Source organism: Ruegeria sp. C8 (genome assembly GCF_056537565.1).
The window spans coordinates 54,765-76,583 of sequence record NZ_JBQFRV010000005.1 but is presented as its reverse complement, the minus strand read 5'-3'; the positions used below and the strand labels follow the sequence as shown (position 1 = coordinate 76,583).

Genomic DNA, 21,819 nt, shown 5'->3' with positions numbered 1-21,819 from the left:
CTTGTTCATCATCGGTTCATGTCTGGCCTAGTAGTCTTCGATGAAGGTGTTTGAGGGTGTTATGCAGGCCAAAGCGTTTTTTCTGGTTGCAGCTTTGCTAACCGCCTTGTCCGGGGGACAAGCGGCGGCAGATGCACGCGAACTCAAACAGTCTGAACTGCGTATGGCAACGTTGTCAGGCAGTGCAATACGGCTGAACCGTGTCATCAAAGGCGTGAAGAAAGCATACGGCGGAACCCCTGTTGATGCGCGCGCATTCAAAACAGACAAGATCTACTATCGTATTCTGGTCAAAAAGCCGGGCGGAAAGATCGTAAGCGTGATCGTGAACGCCGAAACCGGCACAGTCGTCTCGAACCGCTCAAGTACCGGGCGCGAGATTTCCGAAGCCGCACGCAATTCGACCAAATCCCAAAGCAACAACGGTCAGAGCGCCTCTGCCACCCGTGGGAACAGTGCGGGCCGAAGCAATGCTGGCGGCAACGGCAACGGCGGTGGAAATGGAAACGGCAATGGCGGTGGCAACGGCGGCGGCAATGGCGGTGGCAACGGCGGCGGCAATGGCGGTGGCAACGGCGGCGGCAATGGCGGTGGCAACGGCGGCGGCAATGGCGGTGGAAAAAATTAGAGTTAAGATCGCGCTGATTTAGCTGTAGTCTCTGGATATGCGAATACTCCTTGCTGAAGACGAACCCCAGCTTTGTGAGCAAGTCAAAAAGCTATTGGGTGCGGAAGGTCGCGTGGTCGACGTGGCCCACAATGGTACAGATGCCCTGCATTTGGGGTCGACTGAACCGTACGACATGATCATCCTCGACATCGGCCTGCCTGAGCGTGACGGCATTTCGGTCCTGCGCGAATGGCGCAGCGCGGGTGTCAAAACCCCGGTCTTGATCCTGACGGCCAGAGATGGCTGGAGCGAACGCGTCGACGGTCTGGATGCTGGCGCGGATGACTATATGACCAAACCGTTTCACATGCCTGAATTGGCGGCGCGGGTACGGGCCATCTTGCGACGTCAGAGCGGTCAGTTGAACCCCGTGATAGAAATGGGAGAGGTTTCTCTGGATACGCGGAATGGTCGGGTCACCGTTGGGGGCATACCTGTCGATTTGACCGCGCAGGAGATCGCTGTTCTGACCTATCTGGCGCACAACATCGGTCGCATGGTGTCGCGTACTGAGTTGTCTGAACACATCTACGAATATGACGGCGACCGAGATTCCAACACGATTGCAGTATTTGTGACCCGCCTGCGCAAGAAACTGGGCTCCGATTTGATCACAACCGTCCGGGGTCGCGGCTATATGATTGACTCCGCCTAATGCTCTCGTTGCGCCAACGGGCATTACTCGGAGGTATCGCTTCGGGAGCGCTGTCCGTAGGGGTCGGTACGCTGATGGTGTTTTCCTACATCAATACGCGCGTTCTGGAGCAGTTCGACGCAACGCTACAAGACCGGCACACGCAGGTTGTTGTTGGCCTCAGCGCCACCACGGATGACCCTGAAACCCTGCGGCAGTTGGTATTCGACCCGGCCTATAGCACGCCATATTCGGGGCGGTATTGGCAAGTAACGGACAGTACCGGCGCCATCTATACATCCGCTTCACTCTTCGATGAAACGATCGCCGAGCCTCCGCGCGGAAATGACGAAACAATCATTTGGAACACCTCCGGTCCAGATAGCGAAGCCATTCGTAGCGTCTATCAAAAGATCACATTCGAAGATGGAACGGAGTGGGGCGTAACTGTCGCCGAAAGCAGGAGCGAACTGATCAACGAACGCAGCGCTGCACAAAGATACCTGCTCCCGGTTTTCGGATTAGTTGGGTTGATCGGAGTGGCAAGCTCTCTTTTGTTGATGTCCGCCATTGTTGGCCCGCTCCGGAAATTGCGCGCCGATGTCGCTCATCGTTGGGATCGAGGCGATGAGTTGGCTCCCGAAGACTACCCGGAGGAGGTTTCTCCCCTGGTGGAAGATCTCAACAAACTTCTGCATCGAAACCGCGAGATTGTCTCAGGTTCGCGAAGGCAAGCAGCGGATCTGGCACATGCCCTCAAGACACCGACGGCCATCTTGCGAAACGAATTGGCAGAACTCGCAGACGCCGGCGCACATACGGAACCTGCGGAAGAAGCCCTAACCCGAATTGACGCCCAGCTTAGCCGTTCACTTGCGCGCATGCGCGCATCAAACACCGGAGAGTTAACGCATTCCAGGACAGATCTTTCGAATTCGGTGGAACGACTGTCCCGGTTGTTCTCGGTGATGGCCGAACGCGAGGGGAAGACGCTTGTTTCGAATTGCGAGACTGGTCTTCACGTTCGCATGGACCCCCAAGACATCGAGGAAGTGATCGGAAACCTCCTCGACAATGCCCTCAAGTGGAGCCGGACGACATTCCAAATCACCGCGAGGCGAACGGAAAGAGGCATCGAACTTCGCGTCGAGGACGACGGCCCCGGAATCCCAGAGGAGGCCCGGCTTGAGGTCCTGCGTTCCGGCGGTCGACTCGATACCTCTGTAAAAGGAACAGGGTTGGGGCTGCCGATTTCCGTTGATTTATTGGCCGCCTACGGTGGAACGCTGGAACTTGGAATATCGAAGCGCCTGGGGGGCTTGGCCTGTGAGGTGAACATTGGGCGCGAGACATATAGCCAATAGATGAGCAAAGTGGCGACAGTGTCCTACCGCGTCGCCGCACGGCGCCAAGACGGGCGTGGACAGCGTGTTGACATGATGCGGTACTAAAGGCCCGAAACCTCCCTTCGCCTAAATGATCCGCCGCGCAGAAAACCTGCGCGACGAATGCTTCGTTTAATCGACGACCTCGCTGTAGTCCCCGCGGACTTGAACCATCACTGATACGTCACCAGAGTCTCGGTTGCGCCAGAACCAACCATGTTCACCGGCAAAGGCCGCTTCGATGGTGCCTTCGGCACCGGTCGATCCACGCCCCTTTTCATAGGTGATCGACTGACCGCCACCGTGACCATGCAGGTCGAAGTTCACCCGACCGCCTGTAACGACCATACGGTACTCAACCGTCGCGCCTTCTTCCATGACCAGCTTCCATTCAGTCGACTCTCCGGGCGTCAGTATAAAGCTGGTTTCATCCTGCCAGACCTCGGCCTCTTGCGCATGAGCCGACCCAACAAAGAGGCCAAGGACGTCGTTCAGCAAGCTCGACTGATCCTGGCTTTCGAGTTTGCGGTCTGCTTCGGCCTCGTCTGCAAGTTGCGATTTAATCTCGCCCATCTCTTGCAGCCCGAGCACGCGGCCAACGCCGGTCGGGTCGATCCCGTATTCGGCTGGCAGAACCACCGTGACAAGGATCGCGACGGCAGACGCACCTGCAATGACGGTCGAGCGGATAAGCTGAGCCGAGCTTGGCAGTTCTTCAAGACTTGGTCTTTCTGTGTTGAACATTTTCTGAACTCCGTTACGCGGCAACAAAATAGCCGGTCATCTGATAGCCCATCAGAATGAACCCGAGGGTCATCATGATGACGTTTACGCTGTAAGCTTGCTGGAAGAAGTAAGGGCTTTTGCGCCAGAACCCCATAACGATAAGGATGATCGCAAGGGCCGTAAGCTGGCCAAGTTCCACACCCACGTTGAACGCCAACAGATTGGCAAGAAGCCCTTCCGGAGCGATATCGTAGTCGAGGATTTTGGTCGCCAGACCCATGCCGTGGAACAGGCCAAAGATAAGCGTCGCGACTTTGGTATTCGGCTGAAACCCCAACCAGCGCTGGAACGCACCAAGATTGTCGAGCGCCTTGTAGACAACCGAAAGGCCGATAATGGCGTCGACGATATATGCGTTTACGCCCCAGCCGAACCAAACGCCCAACAGCATTGTTGTCGAGTGACCGATCGCAAAGAGGCTGACATAGATGCCGACATCTTTGGCTCGGTAGAGAAAGAACACAACGCCAAGCAGGAATAGGATGTGATCGTAGCCTGTGACCATGTGTTTGGCGCCAAGATACATGAAGGGAATGATGTTCACGCCCCAAATTTCCTGGATATAGCCCGCATCGCCTTCCGTGACGTTATGAGCCAGTACCTGAGACGTACTCAGTGCCAGATTGGTTATAATGAGGGCCAGCAGGAGCGTCGCGCGCCTGTCCAGACCCCGTGAGATTAGATTCATGGATGTTCTCCGTTGTTATGTGATGTCGAAAACCCCGAATGGGGCGACGTCACACGCGCGGAGGTCGGTCTATACCGTAGTTCTTGGTTGGGCCGTCCGGCGCTCGGTCGAACGCCCTGTCATCAGAAAGCGAGGCTAGTGACAGCGCATTTTCCGGTTCCGGTATGACCATTTGGCTGTGGTCGTGATCTGCACCATCATGACTGTGCCCGTGCATCGCCCACAACAAATCTTCTTCAAAGCCATGGGTATGCCCGTGCTCTGCAATGATCTGCAAATGCTCCTGCACGGTTTCAATCACTGTCGGAGCATGGCCCACGTTTGGCTGAAGCGACCAAAAGATCAAAGACAGGCAGAGTAAAGCTGCCATCGCATTCTGCGTATATCTTTGAACTGCTCTCACGTTGTCAGTGCCTCTGCGGCCTTTCTATATCCCCCCCAGAGGTTATCTCGGCTTATATGTCAAAACCACCAAAAGTCGCAAGCCATCCAGCACGATCAGCGCGGCAGAAACGTGCCTAAGAGCCTCTGCGGTCCGTTTGGCGCCCAGGGTCGGTTGGCAGTCGCTCTATTGAGCGAACAAAAAACCCTCCAACGAAGTAACAGCAACGCCTTCAAGGATGACGCGGTTGCCATCCGCTTCACAAGCAATGACTCCGCCTCGCGCAGAAAGCTGACGAGCCAACAAATGTTTTTTCTCCAGTCTCCGAGACCAGTATGGCGTCAAACAGCAATGTGAAACGCCTGATACGGAATCTTCTGGCACACCATTTGCCGGGGCAAAGAACCGTGAAACGAAATCAAATTCCCCTGTCCCTTGCGCCGATATGATCACTGCGGGCAATGGTAGTTTTGCCAGAGCAGCAAATTCCGGAGCACAGCTCAGAATATCATTTTCGCTCTCAAAAACAGCCAGATAGTGCTTTGCAGCCAATAAAGCTGAAGGCTTCTTCCCCAGTGCTTCGATCAGACCCGTGGGGGCATCGACCACCTCTGGCACAAGTGCGGGCATATCCAGACGCAATCCGTTTTCCCCACGTCGAACGGTCATCCGGGCGGACTTGGAATGGAAGGTGACCACCTCCAACCGGACCTCGAGATTGGAAAACACGATGTGAGCGGCCGCTAGGGTCGCGTGCCCGATCATATCCACCTCGCGCGTTGGGGTGAACCAACGTATGTCGAATTCGGCATGCCCTGCGCGATTGCGCGCAATTGCGCGAGGAACAAAAAACACCGTTTCAGATTGGTTCAGCTCACTCGCGATGGATTGCATGACCTGTACAGGCAGCCATTGATGCAGTGGGCAAACGCCAGCAGGGTTTCCGCTAAGCGTACGGTCGGAAAAAGCATCGACAATAAAGGTTCGAAGTTTCATCCTTAGCCGTCTACATTCGGGCGCGGGATTGTGAACGCCCCGTCGTTTTCAATGGCAAAGGCGGCACGAAGAACTGTGCTTTCTTCGAAATACCTGCCAACCAGCTGCAACCCTATCGGCAATCCTTCCGAGTGCATTGCACAGGGCATCGTCAGCGCAGGATGGCCGGACATGTTGAAGAAGGTGGTAAAGCGCGTGATGGCATTGCCAACTGCTTCTTCCACACCGTCACGGGTTGTCTTCACAGTTCCCAGCTTTTGCGCAATTTCCGGCGTCGCCGGCGTCAGGATCAGGTCGACCTCATCAAACAACGCGTTGGTCTCTTGCCGATAGAGTTCTACGAAGCGCTTGGCCCGAATGTAGTGTTCCGCCAGGAGCGTCTGTCCCAGCGCCAATCCGGCGCGAAAGTCCTGCCCATAAAGCTCACCCCGGTCTTGCAAATAGGCCGAATGCGCGCTCAGAGCTTCCGGCATCTGAACGGCGAGAGACACGGCGCGGCTATATTCGAGATCCGGAAAGGTCACGGGGACCAAGGCCGCGCCCTTCGCAGTCACAAAGCGTTTGACATCTTCCAATGCTGTCAAGATTTCCGGATCAGTTCGCTCGAAATAGAAATTTGTGGGAATGCCGATGCGCGACCCAGAGATATCGCCATCGAGCGCTGCGGCATAGTCTTCGACCGCTAGGTTTTGCGAACCCGGATCGCGTGGATCGTAGCCCGCAATGATCCCGAGTAAATCAGCGCAATCTGTGACGTCCCGAGTCATGATGCCCACATGGTCTAACGTCCAGCAATACGGCACCACACCCGTCGTCGGCACTCGGCCAATGGTTGGCTTCAGTCCGACTAGCCCGTTCAGCGCTGCTGGAGCACGCACCGATCCGCCAGTGTCCGTACCTAGGCTGGCAGGGACCAAGCCGAAGGCCACAGCTGCCGCTGATCCGCTGGATGATCCTCCGGCCAGTCGGCTTGGGTCATAGGCGTTCACGCAAGTTCCATAGACCTCATTCTCGCCGGTTGCGCCGTAAGCAAACTCATGAAGATTGGTCTTGCCCAGGCTCAGCGCGTTTGCCTCTCGCGTACGGGCGATGACAAAGGCGTCCTCCGATGCAATTCTGTCATGAAACACGCGCGATCCCGCTGATGTCAGAACACCTTCGATGTCGAAAAGATCTTTGGATGCGTATGGAATACCCGCAAAACGCGACCGCTCCAGATCGTCGCGCGTGAGGGTTTCGGCCACCTGGCGCGCAGATTTATCTGTCACGGTGATAAAGGCTTTGGATCGGTCATTGTGCCTTGCAATCCGCTCGGCAAAAACCGCGACGAGTTCAGTTGGCGTTATGTCACCGGCATCGAGCCTGGATTTCAGACCGCGGACAGTGTCAAATGCTATTTCATTTGTCATCTGTCTATCGCTTCTGAACAGTCAGGGCCGGAGGTATTGTGCCAAGGTCGATCTTGCGAAGGACCTCCAACTCGTCCAGCAACTCCTGAAATCCGGTAATGATGCCCAGTTTCGGGTCTACAAGTTCGTCTATTTCCGCATCGCTCCAGTCGTGTGAGGCCATCTGGTTGCAGATACCTTTCAGAGTCTCTTTTTTCAGTTTTTGCATGTTACCCATCCACGCAGGTTCCGATGAATCCTCCGGCGCGCCAAGACGCGCGCCGCACTCGTGCGTCACAGTTGCGATAGTTCAACCATTTAGCAATCTGCTGCCCTGACCGATACCACCGTCTGTAGGCCTATTTACTAAGCAGGATCTCACGCGGAAAGTTGGTGATGTAGTCAAACCCGGTTTCCGTCACGACCACCGAGTCACCAATCCGACCTGCAGTGACACCATCGACCGAAATGCCGCCGTCGACCGCAAAGGTCATGCCCGGCTGCAGAACTGTCTTGTCTCCGGCTTTGAGCTCCGGCGCTTCCAGATATGCAACACCGATGGATCGACCGGTACGGTAGCCGGTTTCAAAACCACGCTCTTGATAGACTTCGTTGGCGGCTGCAGCGACGTCTTCGGCCAGAACGCCCGGGCGGATCGCGTGGATCGCGGCTTGCTGTGCGTCAATCGCAGCCTGCTGCACCTCGCGGTCCAGGTCTTTCACTTCACCGATGTGGAACATACGGTCAAAGCCCAGCTTGTACTGTTTGAACTGCGCCATGTTGCAGAAGCAGAAATAGACGGGATCAAACTTTTCATATGCTTTCACACCGGCACGACCATGCACCATCGAGGTATTCTTGCCGCTTTGAACAATCTGCAGGTTGTGGATCATAGGGGAGACGAAGCTGTCCCAACCTTTGTCAGTCAAGAAAGTGGCCGCCTTGCGCGAACCTGCATCAATTACCGCCAGCGCGCTCTCGTATTCCTGTGCGCCTTCTTTCAAGGAATTGTGCGCCGCAAGCATCATCGCACCAGCGATCTCTCCAGCCTGTTTCATCACTTCTATTTCGAAAGGTGACTTGATGGTCCGCATCGCGCCCAATACCGGAGAGATATCCTTGAGAGGAACACCCGGATAAGTCTCGTCCAGATGATTGCGGACAATTGCAGGGATCGAACCCTTTTCAACCCAGATCTCGGATGGGCTCTCGCCCAAAGCACCGGCCAGCGCGCGGCCCCATGTGCGTTGTCCGATATCTTCCCAGGTGCGCACGTCTTCGACCCATGTCATCGCACCGACCATCTCCGACTCCATCAGCGGTGTGATGACGACAGGCGAGTCATCCGCGTCCACCACCAACATCGTTGGGCGCCCGAACTCGATCCCCAGGTAACCCCAGAAACCTGCCAGATAGGCCATTGAGCTTTCATCCGTAAACACTGCCTTTTGAATGCCTGCATCCTTCATGCGGCTCTGAAGCTCAGTCGTTCTTTGTTTTGCGTGTTCAAGCATGTGCCTTTTTCCTTCGAGAAAAGCCAACGGCATGACACCAAAACCGATGGCAGGGTTGAACTTCAGGCCGTCCTGTCATTGTCGCATGGGCGGCCATTTCGATTTTCAATTTCAACGCCGCCCGCCTTCCACGCGGGCGGCGTTTTCGCGCCTCAGTTTAGGAGACCCGGCAAGAAAAGAGCGACCGGCGGCACGAAGGTAACAACGAAGACCATTGGCAGGTGACCCAACAGCAGGAACTTCAAGGTCGGGCCGACATAGGTTGACAGGGGTTGTCGTGTGACGCCCCCGGCCATGTAAAGCAGCGGTGCACAGGGCGGAGAGATGTTGCCCAATCCCAGGTTTGTACCGACAATGGCAGCGAAATGGATCGGATCCAAACCAATCTTCTGCGTTACCGGCAGCAGGATAATCGCAGCCAGAACTCCACCCGAAACGTCGTCGATGATCATGCCCATGATCAGCAACAGCAGATTGATCAACAACAGGATGACAATCTTGTTTTCCGATATGGTCAGCAACAGATCGGCAAACTGTGTCGGCACCTTGGCCAAAACCATACCGCGGCTCATGACGAACAGGAAAAACAGAACCATCAGGATCGCGCCAGTCAGACGTGCGGCTTCGACTGTTGAGGCAAACAGTTTGTCGAACGGCAGCGTACGGTAGATCAACAGACCAACGGCCAGAGTATAAACCAGCGCCATCGACCCTGCTTCGGTCGGAGTGGCGATGCCGCTGTAGATGCCACCCAAAATGATCACAGGCATGATAATCGCAAGGCTCGCACGTTTACCGGTTTGGCCGATTTCCTTCACGGTGCCGGAAAAAGAAAGTTTCTCTGAAACTGTGATCGTCGTATTGTTGCGCGGAAACCAGAAGTTCAACGCGCAATAGGTCGCGGCAAGCAGGATCCCGGGGCCCATGGTTGCAAGAAAACACTTGGCCACTGACTCGCGGATCGCAATCGCGAAGACAATCATTGGAATGCTGGGTGGGATCATCAGCGCAAGAACAGAAGAAACAGCCACTAGCGCAGTTGCATGGCCCGGCGGATACCCTTCCTTGATCATGCGCGGGACCATGATTTTCCCGATGGCCGCAATCGCAGCAGAGGCCGATCCCGAAATCGCGCCAAACAACGCACAAGTCACAACAGTAACTGCGCCAAGCCCGCCCTTGGTGCGTCCGACGAAGGAATTAACGAAATCCAGGAGTCGCTCGGATATCCCCGAAGCGCCCATCAGGGTGCCCGACAGGATAAACAGCGGAATGGCAAGAAGCGAGAAGGCACTGACCTGCGAATAGCCGAACCCGGCATGAAACGAGATGTCTGTGCCCTGTAAAGTGCCAAAGACAAGCGCACCGATGCCGAAGGCAAAGCCGACGGGTACTTCGATCAGCAGCAGGACAATGACGATTGCGATAGCAACGAAGAACAGCGTCATGTCATTCTCCTCCCTTGCCAGTGTTCAGGGCGCGGGCTTCGAGAAAGATCTGAAGCAGCATGTAGAAACCCATCAGCACGAAGCCGAAGACCATACTGAAATCCCACATGTACTTTGGAAATTTCATATACGAGCTTTTACGGTTCAGGTTGATGTTGAACTGCGCAAAGTCCCACGCGTATTTGGCGAAAACGACTAGTGCGACCAGGCAGAGGATCGACCCGAACAAACGGAAGGCAAGCAATGTCTTTCGATTCCGAAAGATCAGCGACATTACACCACCTTCGATGTGGTCACGCTCGCGGGAGCAATACGCCATTCCGATGAAGTAGATCCACAAGGCCATCATCGGTGCCAGCTCTTCGATACCGAGAAACGGAGACGAAATGACATATCGCATGAACACCTGCGCGGCCATGACCAGGCCAAGGGCAAGCATTGCGACAAACATGATGACTCGCATCAGCCACGCAACTTGGGATTCCAGCGAGTACAGGCCATCCAGGCCGCGATAGACAGGCAGTTCGCGATCCTCTGCCGCAGGCACCGGTATGATCGGCGATGGCACCAGGACATCGTCCAGACTGTCCGTATGCAAGATATCCTTCGTCATTTTCCCTCCCATCCCCAAAAGGAAACACGCGCAAAGCGGGCTTTGCGCGTGTTCGTAAGTGGCGCTATTCCACGCCGGCCGCCTGCTTGATGGCACCCATCACTTCTGTGCCGATGATCTCCTCCATGTAGGGGTATTCGACGGCGACAACCTTTGAGCGGTAGGCATCCAGCTGCTCGGGGGTCAGTTCAACGACTTCAATCCCGGCCGCTTCGATCTGCTCGAACCACTTGGGGCTTTCGGACTCGGCGTTTTCCCACGCCCAAGTAACAGCCTCGTTGGCCGCCTCTTTCACCCAGCCTTGCTGCTCCGCTGTCAGGCCATCAAACCAGGCTTTGTTTGCAGTCCAGAAGGTGTGTTCAAAGTTCTCGCGCGTGAAGACGTACGCGCTCAACACGTCCTTGAACAACAGAACTTCGGATGGCGGCGAGTAAGCCCGACCGTCAATGGCGCCGGTCTGCAATGCTGTATGCACCTCGGAGAATGCCATCGGAACGGCCGAAAAGCCGGTTGCTTTGTACCGCTCGATCGCCATGGGCATACCCGGAACGCGCATCTTGAAACCTTCTGCATCGGCCGGGAAGTTTACGGGAACGTCAACGCCTTTGCGCACAACGAAACCCGTGAAGTCCGTTGGAATCGTACCCAGCAACTCCATGCCCAGGTCGTTCATGATGCCGTTGTAGACTTCGTTCATCGTCGAACCGGGACCGTAGACTTCCTTGCCCGACTCCCAGTCGTTTGCGACATAGCCCAGAACGGACACGTCCCAGCGCGGATCAAGTTCGGAATGGTTCCACGACATTGTCATCTGAACAGCGCCTTGAGCGACCTGCTCAACGATCGATGTCCAATCGCCTAGATCACCACCGGGGTGATAAGAAACCGACATGGTTCCACCAGAAAGCTCGTCCAGCCGTTCGATGAACTGTTCGGATACTTTGTGGAAGATGTGTTCCTGATCCATGACGTGGCCCAGAATGATGTCCTGAGCCGATACACTGGACGCGGCGAACCCGGCAAAGCCGAGCGCGACAGCCCCAGTTTTCAGAAATTTTGACACCTGCATTTGCGAAGGTACCTCCCTTTGATCGAATCTCGGCCTGTGTTTGAGGAACCCCAATCAGGCTGGCGGGACAGTTGTCCTGTATACAGCTTAATGTCAATGATCAATTTTACTCACTATTTTCACGACAAAATGATTAAGGTGCATGCAGGCTATGAGAATTGATCCAGGATCCATGTTCGATGAGGGCCGCCACAAACGGGCAAAAATGGGTTTCGTCCTACTCGCGACCGAGCAGACAATCGAAGACGATATGATGAAACTGATGCCAGAAGGCGTCGGCGCACATTTCACCCGAGTGGCCATTCCAGACAGCATCACAGTTGACAGTCTGACCGCAGTCGGGGCTGACCTGGCACGCGCTGCGTCAACCCTGTTGCCAGATGGTAGTCTGGATGTGATCAGCTATGCCTGCACGTCCGGCAGTTTGGTCCTAGGAGAAGAAAACGTATTTCGCGAACTGCGCAAAGGCGCACCCAACGCGATCGCGACCTCTTTGATCACCTCCGCCATTCGCGCTCTCAAAACACTTGCGGCAGAAAAGATAGCGGTGTGCACACCCTATTTGGAAGAAGTGAATCTGAGAGAAAAACAATATCTTGAAAATCAAGGGTTCCATGTCACTGATATACTCGGCCTGAATCTGGAAAAAGACAGCGACATGATCCGTGTGCGCCCGGACGTGATCGAACAGTTGGCCCATTCGGTCGATTCTCGGACGGCCGATGCCGTGTTTATTAGCTGCAGTGCGTTGCGGTCACTCGAAGTCATTGAACGACTCGAAGACGCCCTGAACAAACCCGTAGTTTGTTCCAATCAAGCCATGGCCTGGGATGTCTTGCGTAAAGCGGGTGTTGATGACCAAATTACTGGGTACGGTCGGTTGTTGAGAGACTACTGATTGGTAGTCTAAGACAGCAAAGAGCACCCAGAGGGATCAGAAACGTGACTATCGCAGATTCAGGAATTGCGACGCCCTCAAAGGCAACCGTAGACGAGATCCAAGAACAAATCTTGGAGCGCATCTGCTTCGCGCACTACCCTCCGGGCACTCAACTGAAAGAGGCTGCGCTTGCCACAGAATTCGGTGTCAGCAGAACCCCCGTCAGAGATGCCATCGCGCGCATCGGGCATCTTGGATTAGTAGAGACGCGCAATGGTGTCGGCACCGTTGTCATCGAGCTTTCAGCAGAACGTGTCCGCCATCTTTACGAAATGAGGATGGAGCTTGCACAGTTGATCGGAACCTTGTCGCCGATCACTGTCACAAAATTTCACCGCGAAGAAGCGCGTTCGATCCATGAAAAAGCCGTCGCGTTGCGCGAGCAGCTGGACTCTCAGGAATACGTAAAACTGAACCAACGACTACAGACCCTGATCACATCTCTGATCGGAAACCACTCTCTGCGCGAATTCTGGAACCAGGCATATTTCCAGTCGTCCAGCGTCTGGCATCGTATGGAACAGATTGTTGGCATAATTGCCTACGACTCATTGGTGCGAGAGACCTCTGATTTGGCCAACGCACTGGAGCGTGAAGACATCGCCGCTGTCGGATTTCTGCAGAGAGTCTACATCGGATATGCTTTTCAACTGATTGAGACACATCTTTTGAAGCGACAAGAAGAACGTGAGTTTTGAGTCGATTGCTCAATGCTCGTTGGAATTTTCTTAGAATTTCAGAAAAATTGGTTTCGGCAGATCACCTGGCCTTTCCCATTGGCACAACCGCATTCTGGTTAGATTTCGAACCATTAGGAGCAAACGCTTCTGTTCGCCTAGAATTAAACCTTGGACATCAACGTAAACAAGAACTTCACAGCCCGGGTGTTTTGTGAAGCGACTTTCAGTAGAGTTGCACGCTACCCAACGCTTCTCGACAGACCCTCAGAAAGCGGCGTTTATCATACGCACGCAGAATGATTGTGACGCCCCCTATTCGGCCATTGCAACTTCTCGCGGCATGTCAGCTCAGAGCCTCAGCGCAATTTCTATCACTCTGACTACCTTGCAAAAAAGGTTGCAGCCAAAGCTTCTAATGACGACACCCAATCCTCGGTTGCGCACTGACCCCTACAACTAGCGTTGTTTTCATTGACACATTGCCTTGCATGCGATCCGCTGAGCTACGTCATCTGTTTTAACGCAAGGATTGGAAGTCATGCCAGAATCGCTCAATCTGCATAAATTTGAAAACCTAAGTCCTTTCCAAATCAAAGACGAACTTATCAAGTTGGCGCAAAAAGAGGCGCGGCAGATGGCTTTGCCATATCTAAATGCCGGTCGAGGGAACCCAAACTGGATCGCCACCAAAGCGCGTGAGGCATTTTTCCTTTTGGGGCAGTTCGCCATGACAGAAGCTCAGCGCCATCGGAATGAGCCGGAGGTCGGTCTGGCTGGGATGCCGCAAGGGCCAGGATGCTATGACCGGTTAAAAAAGTATTGCGCCAAATCGGTTGAAGAAAACGGCCCTCCTGGTGCAGATACTTTGGTGGCGGTCGTTGATTTTGCGATTGAGAAATTTGGGTTTACGCCAGACGATTTCGTGCTCGAGTTGACCGATGGTATCGTCGGCGACCATTACCCAATGCCCGACCGTTGCATGGAACACAACGAAGCGATCGTCCACGAATACGTTATGTGGGCGATGTGCGCGGGGCACCGACCGGATGCAAAGTTTGATATCTATGCAGTTGAGGGCGGAACCGCAGCGATGTGTTACATCTTCAAAGCGCTCAAGAACCAGAGATTGCTGAATGCCGGTGACACGATTGCGTTGGGTACACCGATTTTCACGCCCTATCTGGAAATGCCGGTCCTTGAAGACTACGGGCTGAACACAGTGGATGTATCTTCGAAAGAAGAGGACCACTTCCAACTCAACGACGAAGATTTCGAAATTCTGTCCGACCCAAAAGTCAAAGCACTCTTTCTGGTCAACCCGGGCAACCCGTCTTCAGTCGCTATCAGCCCCGAAGTCTCGGCTCGGCTTGTTGAGTTCGTAAAGACCCGCCGCCCGGACCTGATCATTTTGACTGACGATGTTTATGGGACCTTCGTTCCAAACTTTCAGTCTATCTTGGGGCATCTACCTGAGAACACTATCGGGGTTTATTCCTACTCCAAGTATTTTGGTTGCACAGGGTGGCGTTTAGGCGCGATTTTGGTGGCTGAGAATAACATCTTCGACAAGATGATAGCGGATGCTCCCGATGAAACCAAAGCCGTCGTCAACGCACGCTACGAAACGCTGACGCCTGACCCATCCTCGTTCAAGTTCATCGACCGGATCGTCGCCGACAGCCGCGATGTTGCGCTGAACCACACTGCTGGCCTATCGCTGCCACAACAAGTGATGATGACTTTGTTTTCGTTGGTCGAGCTTATGGACGACGAGAAGGCCTATCAGAAATTCTGCTGGGGTATTCTGAAGCATCGCTTTGACGAGTTGGTCGATGGAATGGGCATCGAAGTTCCGGATAATCCGCTGTTCGACAAATACTACGGTATTATCGACTTCGAATTCTGGCTTCGCAAATACGTGGGCGAAGAGGTGGTCGAGTGGATCAAAGAGAATGTCCACCCGCTGGATATATCCTTCAAACTGGCTCAGGACCACGGGATCGTGTTGCTGAATGGATCGGGCTTTGACGCGCCGAACTGGTCGGCGCGGGTATCCTTCGCCAACTTGGATGATAGTGCTTACCGCCAGATTGGAAGAGCTGTACGCGCAGTGGCCACTGGTTACGTGCAGGCCTACCGTGCCTCGAAAGGACTGCCTTTGCACGGTTGAGATCTCGCAACGGCGTAGAGCAACGGATCAGCGTGGTGGTTGACACACATGCTGATCTCACGCTTCCAAGCTAGGGTCCCGGTTGTTGTGCGGTCTGACTTACGGAACAAAAGCCACAACCAACGGCCCCCAGAGTGTCAGGAAGATATTGGCCACGGCATAGGTCATGGTAAAGGCGGGTGTGGGTGTCGAGTTCCCGGCTTTTTCTAATAGTGTCGCAAAACCGGGATTGCCCGAGCGTGATCCGGTCACAACCGCACAGGCCTCAACCGGGTTCTTAATGCGTAGGGCGAAATAGTTGATTGGGAACTGCACGATCATGGGCATCAATGTAACCACAACACCCAAAAGCAGAAGTATGATCCCATATTCCTGAATTGCCTCTAGTGCAGGTTTGCCAGCATTTAGGCCAACAACACCAACAAACACAGCTAAACCAAAGCTCTGAAGGAAATTCGCGGCCCCACGGTTGATACCGCCGATCTTGGGTTGCCGGATGCGCAAATAGCCGATGATCAATCCTGTAACCAGGCAACCGAGGCCGGACCCCAAAGCCACCTTCGTTCCTGCGATGACGAAACTGATCTCTCCGATCAGATAGCCGATGGCCACGCCAATCCCCAACGCAATGAAATTGGTGACCGAGGCCGAAGGCGGCACATAGCCCGCAACTTTGGCAACTCGATTCAGGTCGTCCTTGTGGCCGACAATACTGATCTCGTCACCTGCGTGGATCTCAGTATTGTGCAGGACGGGAACATCATGGCCCATGCGAGTGATCTTTGAGATATGAACACCGCGCCTTTGATCCGCCGTCAGAGCCTCGCGCAGTTCTGCCAAGGTTTTACCGGTCAGTTTGCGGTTGGTGACCACGACGTTGCGACGTTCCTCCACAACAGTCAGTTCAGGAGGATACTCTCCGATTTCACCACTGGCGCTCCCCTCGAACTGGGTCAAAGTCGCGACGAGGCCGGAGACGACCACCGTGTCTCCGGCATTGACTATCGTTTCGGGGGTCGGATCTACAGGAGCGCCATCGTGGAGCAATCGTTCTACGATCAGATCGCCATCATAGCCGCTTTCGATGTCCTTGACGGACTTTCCGGCAATGCTTGCATCGGCATTTACTTGATAGGCGCGGGCGTCAAACCGATTCATGGGAAGGAACTCACCTTCCTCTAGTTTGGGACCACCGCCGCCGAGTTTCTGAGCCAACTTAATCGCTTCTTGCCGCAGATCGACACGCATGATGATGGGAATGATGCTAACTGCCAATATCGGGCCGATTGAGCCGAAGATGTAAGTAACCGAGTATCCTACGGCGATGTTGGTTTTCAGTTTTTCCGCCTCATCAGCGGCGAGCCCAAGCAGATCTATGGCGTTTCCAGCGGTGCCAATGATTGCAGATTGTGTCAGGCCGCCAGCGGCCAGCCCCGCGGCCAGCCCTTTGTCCAAGCCCGCCAATCGAGCAACAACGATAACAAAAAACAACCCCCAGAGGGTCATCATAAACGCGGCCAGTAGCTTGGTCAGCGCAGTTCGGTTCAAGGCCGCAAAAAACTGAGGCCCCCCATTGTAACCGACCATGAATATGAAGAGGGAAAAGAATACATTCTGAACATCGGTACTAAGGTTGATCCCACCGATCTGGCCAATGAAGACGGCCACCAACAAAGTGCCAGCGATGCCCCCCAATTCGAACTTGCCGACCCGAAACTTTCCGACGCCGTATCCAAGACCCAGACAAAGAAACAATGCCATGATCGGGAAGGCGCGAAGCTGTTCTGTAATCAATTCCATTGTGAAATCTCCCGGGTGCTAACGCTGGTCCGTTAGCCTCAAGATACAGCGCCTTACTGTATTGAAAACAAAAAAATTTAGACAATCGATCACGTGCGGACTCTATGAAACCATTCCGATCAATTTCTATTAGTGTCCGGGTGAACTTGAAATCTAAAAACAACTTTCAGAATGTAGGTCACGCCATTCACTCTTTGCCTTTCGGGGAATAGCCTTTGCCATTTCGATGGAGAAGCCAAGCGTGCGCTGCAAGACCATCTCGGCTGGTAAGGAAAACAAAAACAGAGTGGCCATCCAGAATGGCGAAAGCGCGAAGGGGCGCCGATGCAGCTGCAAGACCCCAACCAGCGCGAAAACATCCAATGAAAGCGCGAAAGCACTGAGGATATTGACCGACAAAACCTGTCCTAAAAATCGGATCAAAGCTGCCAGTAACAACAAGGCAATCGTTGGTATTTGATAGCCCGCTACATTCGAACGGCCGCTCAGAAGGCTCATGCCGGCCAAACCAAAAATCAGCAGAACATAGATGTATCCGTGCGACCCGTAAGCCGGGCCAAGCCAGCTTTGTGCAAGCCATTGCAAAGGCTGCGCTGCCAATATTGCGGAGGCGGTCGCGAAGGCGCACCATGCCAAGTTATCTGCGGTCAAACGTTTCATGCCGCCAGATGTGACTGGCGAATGCGCATTTCCCCTGCCCAAGATGTGCAGATTTTGATGAGACACTCTTAAGTTAGGTCTTTGTCGCTTTTCTCAGTCCTCAGCACACTGCGCGTATTGCCTCTTGCCATGTGGACTCTGCAATCACTTCTTACGCGCGCCGGACTTCAGGCGTCAGCCCTGGATGCGATCATTGGAACGTTGTGTTCTGCAGCGCATCAAAGGTGGTCAACTAGCGGGCACTTGTAGAAAACTTGACGGCTACCCGGTTCGCACCTTTTGCGCGCAGTTCTGCCACATGCTCACCGGGTTTGGATGCATCGACCCAGGCATCCAGATCTTTCGCGACCTTTTTACCGTCCAGATACCATTCAACAGGTTTTACTGTTGTTCGCCCTGTGAATGTGCCCCAGAGGTGTAGCGGTCTGTCTGCGCGCACCACCTGACCCTCCAAGGGATGAATGATAGCAAGCTCGGGCGGCGCCACGGGTAGTTTAACTGGCTTGGTGTCGGCCGTCGCGGTGGAATAGCCGTCATGCGCGAGTACCCTGATCCTGACTTTGTCGGCTGGGATGACGGCTGGGTCGATCTCAACAGAGTTACCCGTCACGCCAACGGTCAGGCCGTTCCAGCGTTCGCCATCAGCGGACCATTGCAGCCAGACATCAGGGGCATAACCTCGTTTGGCTCCATTCGTTTTCCAGGAAACCTTTATACCAGATTTGCCAATACTGGCTTCGGCCGATGCTACTTGAATGGACCGCGCCGGCCGTTTGCGTTCCCATAGCGTCGTATCACCCTGGCAAATTCGAATTGCGGTTCCGAGGTCGACATCACCCATTGCTGCAATGAAGTTGTAGGGCGGTTCAGCCGGATCCTTTTTGCCGCCTCCGCCGCAACCGCAGTCATCACCATTGGCGTCGTGCGTATCCATTGTGAAAACCGGCGCGGATGAAATCACCTCGTTGTTGTCGCCGATCAATTGAATAACAAGATCAGTGCGCGCGCCAGACATCCGTAGGGGCCGCGTTGGAACCCGCACGAGGCTTGCGACTGATGCTTGCATGTCTTTGTCAACCGCTCCGACAATCGTCACGAATGGACGTATCTGGTCTTGCCGGTCGACTTCCATGTCACCTGCCCCTGTCGCATTGCCGCCAGAGACGCCCGTTGCCAGTGCAACCGGGTCAAATTCGGCGCGGTTCAGCATGTAGTTGTGCGTAAAGATCGAAACCCAACGCGGGCCGCAATAGCCCATCAGATCCTCGCTGTTGGCCGGTCGGTGTATGGTCCCGTCATTTGTGTCGAGACCGTATTCGCCGATGCTCGCATCCGAATAGACTGTATTGCCGCTGGAATTGGTTGTTGTCATGCCGGTATCGTAGGGTTCGTACAGCGGATAGCTCGCGTTCGGTGTGCCAACCGCTCCGCATGGGGCATGCGGCAGGCCCGCCTGATGGCCCAATTCATGCGCGAGCGTGACCGGATTGTTGGACAGGCCAGCACCGTTGCCGCCGCTGGCGCATCCTGTGTTGCCATGCGAACGCGGGATCGCCGCATTCACCAGACCATAGTAAAGCCAGTCGCCCTGATTGCCGTCATTCGTGCGCGCATTGGCCACGAAATTCAGGATTGGTGTCCAGTTGGGATCGCATCCGCCCGCCGGGAACATATTGTTTGTCAGCCCCTGTGTTGTGGTCTGACTGTCGATGATCCGCACGTTAGGCGTACTGCCCACGGGGAAGACCCGAAGCGCAAAACTTGTGTCAGCGGCCACCTGTGCTGCGTTAGGGGCTGGCAACGCAATATTCGCTCCACCACCCATTGGTGGGCCTTGATAGCCGATCGTGACGGCTGCAACGCGCAACTCTTGCTCAAGGTCGACATCGACAAGCTGTTGGGCTGCGTCACTACCGCCATAGCAATCATCCGGCGAAGAGACGGTGATCGAAAGACGCAATAGCCCTGTCATAACATTTGCCGGGATGATGAAGTTCAGAGTCGCATCGATATCGCGGCGCTCTGCGTCATAGCTGGAGAAACTGTCCTGGGCTGTCATCGGGGCGTTGAACGGAGGGATATTGGTCACCGTGGACCAAACTCCGCCAACCCGGCGTTCCACTTGAAGTGTGCCGCCGACATTGCCGAGCTGTCCGTTGTCGAAACTCGGATCCTGCCCGCTGCGCAAATATGTCCGAACCCAAGCCGATTTATTGGCCACCAGTTGCAACGAGTTGTCTGGGCCCCGATCGGCAGGATCGGTCAGATGCTGGGCGGCACGGTAATACTGGATCGCCTGAGTCACCTCTATCCCGTCGATGGTCAGGTCCGGCGGGTTCTGGAAAACGAGGTCCAGACCCTGACTGACGGTAGATGGTTTGCATTGCCCGGTCGCGACGATTTCGACACGTACCTTTGTCGTCTGATTGAAATCGGTTTGATCAAAGTCCCAACGCCCCAGATCGGGAGCCGGTGCAATCTTTGCAATGACAGCACCGGTTTCGGTGTTCACGATGCGAACTGTCACGGTGTCTGCGGCACAGACTTTCCAGCGGATTTTGAGGACCTCGCCAGGCAACAGACAGTCGTCATTTTGATGCCCTTTGACGATGAACTTGAGGATATCAGCGCTTGTTCCTTCGAACTCAGCCAACATCTTTCCGCTTATGCGGTAGTCCAGAAAACGATCACAGACGTTGATGGTCTGAGCAGGCGGGATGATCGTCAATCCGCACCCCGCACTGGTGGGCACCACCACGCAGATGCGTTTGCCCGACCATGAGGTCGGCTCCACGATTGGGCCGGGATTCATCGTTCCATGCTGAGTGAACTGCACTTTCCCAGCTGTTTCGCCAAAGCCGCATCCGCAAATAGCGACAGTATCACCAGGGCAAGCACGCTCGGGGTTGATCTCGGTCACGGTGTAGCAGTCGATACCGCACCAGTTCCGATAGGCATCTGTGATGCAATCCAAAATGGGCTGACGGACACAGAGGTGGCAGCAAGGCACCTGACCGCAGTGGACCTGACCAGTGCAGATACACAGCACGTATTCTAACAAATCAATAAAGTGCCGCTCTGAATGAGGCTTTTTGCAGATCAGGTTGACGGCTGCTTGGTGTAGCGCGGTTAACACTTGGAAACGACATAGTTGCTCCAACAACGCACCGACATACTTGACCATTGTTGGACGGTGACCGCAGGACACATGCATCGCAGCGAATACCATCAGGCTCATGTCTTCGTCGGCGATCAGGGATTTTCCCGTCGGACAGACAGGGTCGGAGCAGCAGGCCGACTTATGTTTGGATTTGACCGGTTTGCAGTCGTCGTTGTTGCAATCTTCGTCAAAAATATCCTGCAACACGGTTCCAGCGTCCTCGCCGGACGCGCCGTTACAGCTGCAACCCATTGACGACGTGGCGCAAAGGGCATTTAACACATCCACAAATCGCCCCTTGGCAGCAATATTTCCGTTCATAACGTGCCATGCGTCATCAAGCGCATTACCGAAGATCGCAAGCGTAGGTCGAACGCACTCAGAGAGGTCCACGCGCTTTCGCTGCAGCCGTCCGGCATCGGCAAGCTCAAGTGCTTCCTCTATGTCATCCAAGATACTGTCCGGTAAAAATGGCTTGTCGGGTACGACCCAGCTTAACGGGCGGTTCAGGTGGCAGATGAGTTCTTCTGCCGGAACGGCAACGTCGAAATTGATGCCTTCGCTGCAGGAACAGTCTTCTACCTTGAGCCGGGCCTTGTGAATGCGCTTTCCATCGCGATCGCGCAGCTTCATCCGAAGTTCCATGGGGCCTTCGCATTTACAATCCTCAGGGATTTTTGACGGATCTACTGTGAGCACAAATCGGCCATCAGCGGCCGTCAATACACACCCCAAGTCGATCTTACAGTCATCTCGCTTGTGCCAGACGTCGCCAAAAACGGCGCGAATATTAACCAGTAGTCCGTGTACGGGTTGGCCGTTTCCCTTCTGAGTGA

At 54.6% G+C, this 21,819-nt stretch carries 19 protein-coding genes; 6 read left to right on the top strand and 13 right to left on the bottom strand.

Going from position 1 to position 21,819, the window contains the following annotated elements; translation table 11 throughout:
* The first annotated feature begins 40 nt into the window (after positions 1-40).
* The 3 genes from ACR0KL_RS08665 (at position 41) to ACR0KL_RS08655 (ending at position 2,668) form a co-directional block, all read left to right on the top strand.
* A complete protein-coding gene (locus tag ACR0KL_RS08665; RefSeq protein ID WP_480776885.1) occupies positions 41-628 on the top strand; it encodes a PepSY domain-containing protein in 588 nt (195 codons plus the stop codon).
* A 37-nt stretch (positions 629-665) separates the two neighbouring features.
* Complete coding sequence (locus ACR0KL_RS08660; RefSeq protein ID WP_170642565.1) at positions 666-1,325, top strand: response regulator transcription factor; 660 nt, start codon at positions 666-668, stop codon at positions 1,323-1,325.
* A 74-nt stretch (positions 1,326-1,399) separates the two neighbouring features.
* The gene (locus ACR0KL_RS08655) at positions 1,400-2,668 is read left to right on the top strand and encodes a sensor histidine kinase (protein ID WP_170678167.1); all 1,269 of its coding nucleotides are present in this window, start codon (positions 1,400-1,402) and stop codon (positions 2,666-2,668) included.
* 153 nt (positions 2,669-2,821) lie between these two features.
* Here the strand turns inward: ACR0KL_RS08655 and ACR0KL_RS08650 are convergent, their stop codons facing one another.
* The 10 genes from ACR0KL_RS08650 to dctP form a co-directional block, all read right to left on the bottom strand.
* Complete coding sequence (locus ACR0KL_RS08650; protein ID WP_170666236.1) at positions 2,822-3,433, bottom strand: transmembrane anchor protein; 612 nt, start codon at positions 3,431-3,433, stop codon at positions 2,822-2,824.
* 13 nt (positions 3,434-3,446) lie between these two features.
* Positions 3,447-4,163, bottom strand: a complete 717-nt coding sequence (locus ACR0KL_RS08645) for a HupE/UreJ family protein (protein WP_480723673.1) — start codon at positions 4,161-4,163, stop codon at positions 3,447-3,449.
* A gap of 49 nt (positions 4,164-4,212) precedes the next feature.
* Entirely contained in the window at positions 4,213-4,533 is a 321-nt protein-coding gene (locus ACR0KL_RS08640; protein WP_480776884.1) for a hypothetical protein, read from the bottom strand.
* A 198-nt stretch (positions 4,534-4,731) separates the two neighbouring features.
* Positions 4,732-5,541: a PhzF family phenazine biosynthesis protein gene (locus ACR0KL_RS08635; RefSeq protein ID WP_170678171.1), complete on the bottom strand. Its 810-nt coding sequence runs from the start codon at positions 5,539-5,541 to the stop codon at positions 4,732-4,734.
* A 2-nt stretch (positions 5,542-5,543) separates the two neighbouring features.
* Complete coding sequence (locus tag ACR0KL_RS08630) at positions 5,544-6,950, bottom strand: amidase (protein WP_480776883.1); 1,407 nt, start codon at positions 6,948-6,950, stop codon at positions 5,544-5,546.
* 4 nt (positions 6,951-6,954) lie between these two features.
* Positions 6,955-7,158 carry a hypothetical protein gene (locus ACR0KL_RS08625; protein ID WP_170678175.1) on the bottom strand — a complete coding sequence of 68 codons (204 nt, stop codon included), beginning with the start codon at positions 7,156-7,158 and terminating at the stop codon, positions 6,955-6,957.
* Positions 7,159-7,288: 130 nt separating this feature from the next.
* Positions 7,289-8,443 carry a M24 family metallopeptidase gene (locus ACR0KL_RS08620; RefSeq protein ID WP_170678177.1) on the bottom strand — a complete coding sequence of 385 codons (1,155 nt, stop codon included), beginning with the start codon at positions 8,441-8,443 and terminating at the stop codon, positions 7,289-7,291.
* Positions 8,444-8,595: 152 nt separating this feature from the next.
* Positions 8,596-9,891, bottom strand: coding sequence for a TRAP transporter large permease (locus tag ACR0KL_RS08615; protein WP_480776882.1), 1,296 nt, complete (start codon positions 9,889-9,891; stop codon positions 8,596-8,598).
* A gap of 1 nt (position 9,892) precedes the next feature.
* On the bottom strand, positions 9,893-10,504 hold the full coding sequence (locus ACR0KL_RS08610; RefSeq protein WP_170678181.1) for a TRAP transporter small permease: 612 nt from the start codon (positions 10,502-10,504) through the stop codon (positions 9,893-9,895).
* A gap of 64 nt (positions 10,505-10,568) precedes the next feature.
* A complete protein-coding gene (gene dctP / locus ACR0KL_RS08605; RefSeq protein ID WP_170678183.1) occupies positions 10,569-11,573 on the bottom strand; it encodes a TRAP transporter substrate-binding protein DctP in 1,005 nt (334 codons plus the stop codon).
* Positions 11,574-11,724: 151 nt separating this feature from the next.
* Between dctP and ACR0KL_RS08600 the strand changes: the two genes are divergently transcribed.
* The 3 genes from ACR0KL_RS08600 (at position 11,725) to ACR0KL_RS08590 (ending at position 15,363) form a co-directional block, all read left to right on the top strand.
* Positions 11,725-12,471 carry a maleate cis-trans isomerase family protein gene (locus tag ACR0KL_RS08600; protein WP_480776881.1) on the top strand — a complete coding sequence of 249 codons (747 nt, stop codon included), beginning with the start codon at positions 11,725-11,727 and terminating at the stop codon, positions 12,469-12,471.
* A gap of 44 nt (positions 12,472-12,515) precedes the next feature.
* Positions 12,516-13,211 carry a GntR family transcriptional regulator gene (locus tag ACR0KL_RS08595; protein ID WP_480554833.1) on the top strand — a complete coding sequence of 232 codons (696 nt, stop codon included), beginning with the start codon at positions 12,516-12,518 and terminating at the stop codon, positions 13,209-13,211.
* Between the two features lie 520 nt (positions 13,212-13,731).
* Positions 13,732-15,363, top strand: coding sequence for a bifunctional aspartate transaminase/aspartate 4-decarboxylase (locus tag ACR0KL_RS08590; RefSeq protein ID WP_480776880.1), 1,632 nt, complete (start codon positions 13,732-13,734; stop codon positions 15,361-15,363).
* Between the two features lie 99 nt (positions 15,364-15,462).
* Here ACR0KL_RS08590 and aspT read toward each other — a convergent pair whose 3' ends face one another.
* From aspT to ACR0KL_RS08575, 3 genes are all read right to left on the bottom strand, one after another.
* Positions 15,463-17,163 carry an aspartate-alanine antiporter gene (gene aspT, locus ACR0KL_RS08585; RefSeq protein WP_170638020.1) on the bottom strand — a complete coding sequence of 567 codons (1,701 nt, stop codon included), beginning with the start codon at positions 17,161-17,163 and terminating at the stop codon, positions 15,463-15,465.
* 153 nt (positions 17,164-17,316) lie between these two features.
* On the bottom strand, positions 17,317-17,823 hold the full coding sequence (locus tag ACR0KL_RS08580; RefSeq protein WP_480776879.1) for a hypothetical protein: 507 nt from the start codon (positions 17,821-17,823) through the stop codon (positions 17,317-17,319).
* Positions 17,824-18,055: 232 nt separating this feature from the next.
* Entirely contained in the window at positions 18,056-21,616 is a 3,561-nt protein-coding gene (locus ACR0KL_RS08575; RefSeq protein WP_480776878.1) for a hypothetical protein, read from the bottom strand.
* Positions 21,617-21,819 lie beyond the last annotated feature (203 nt).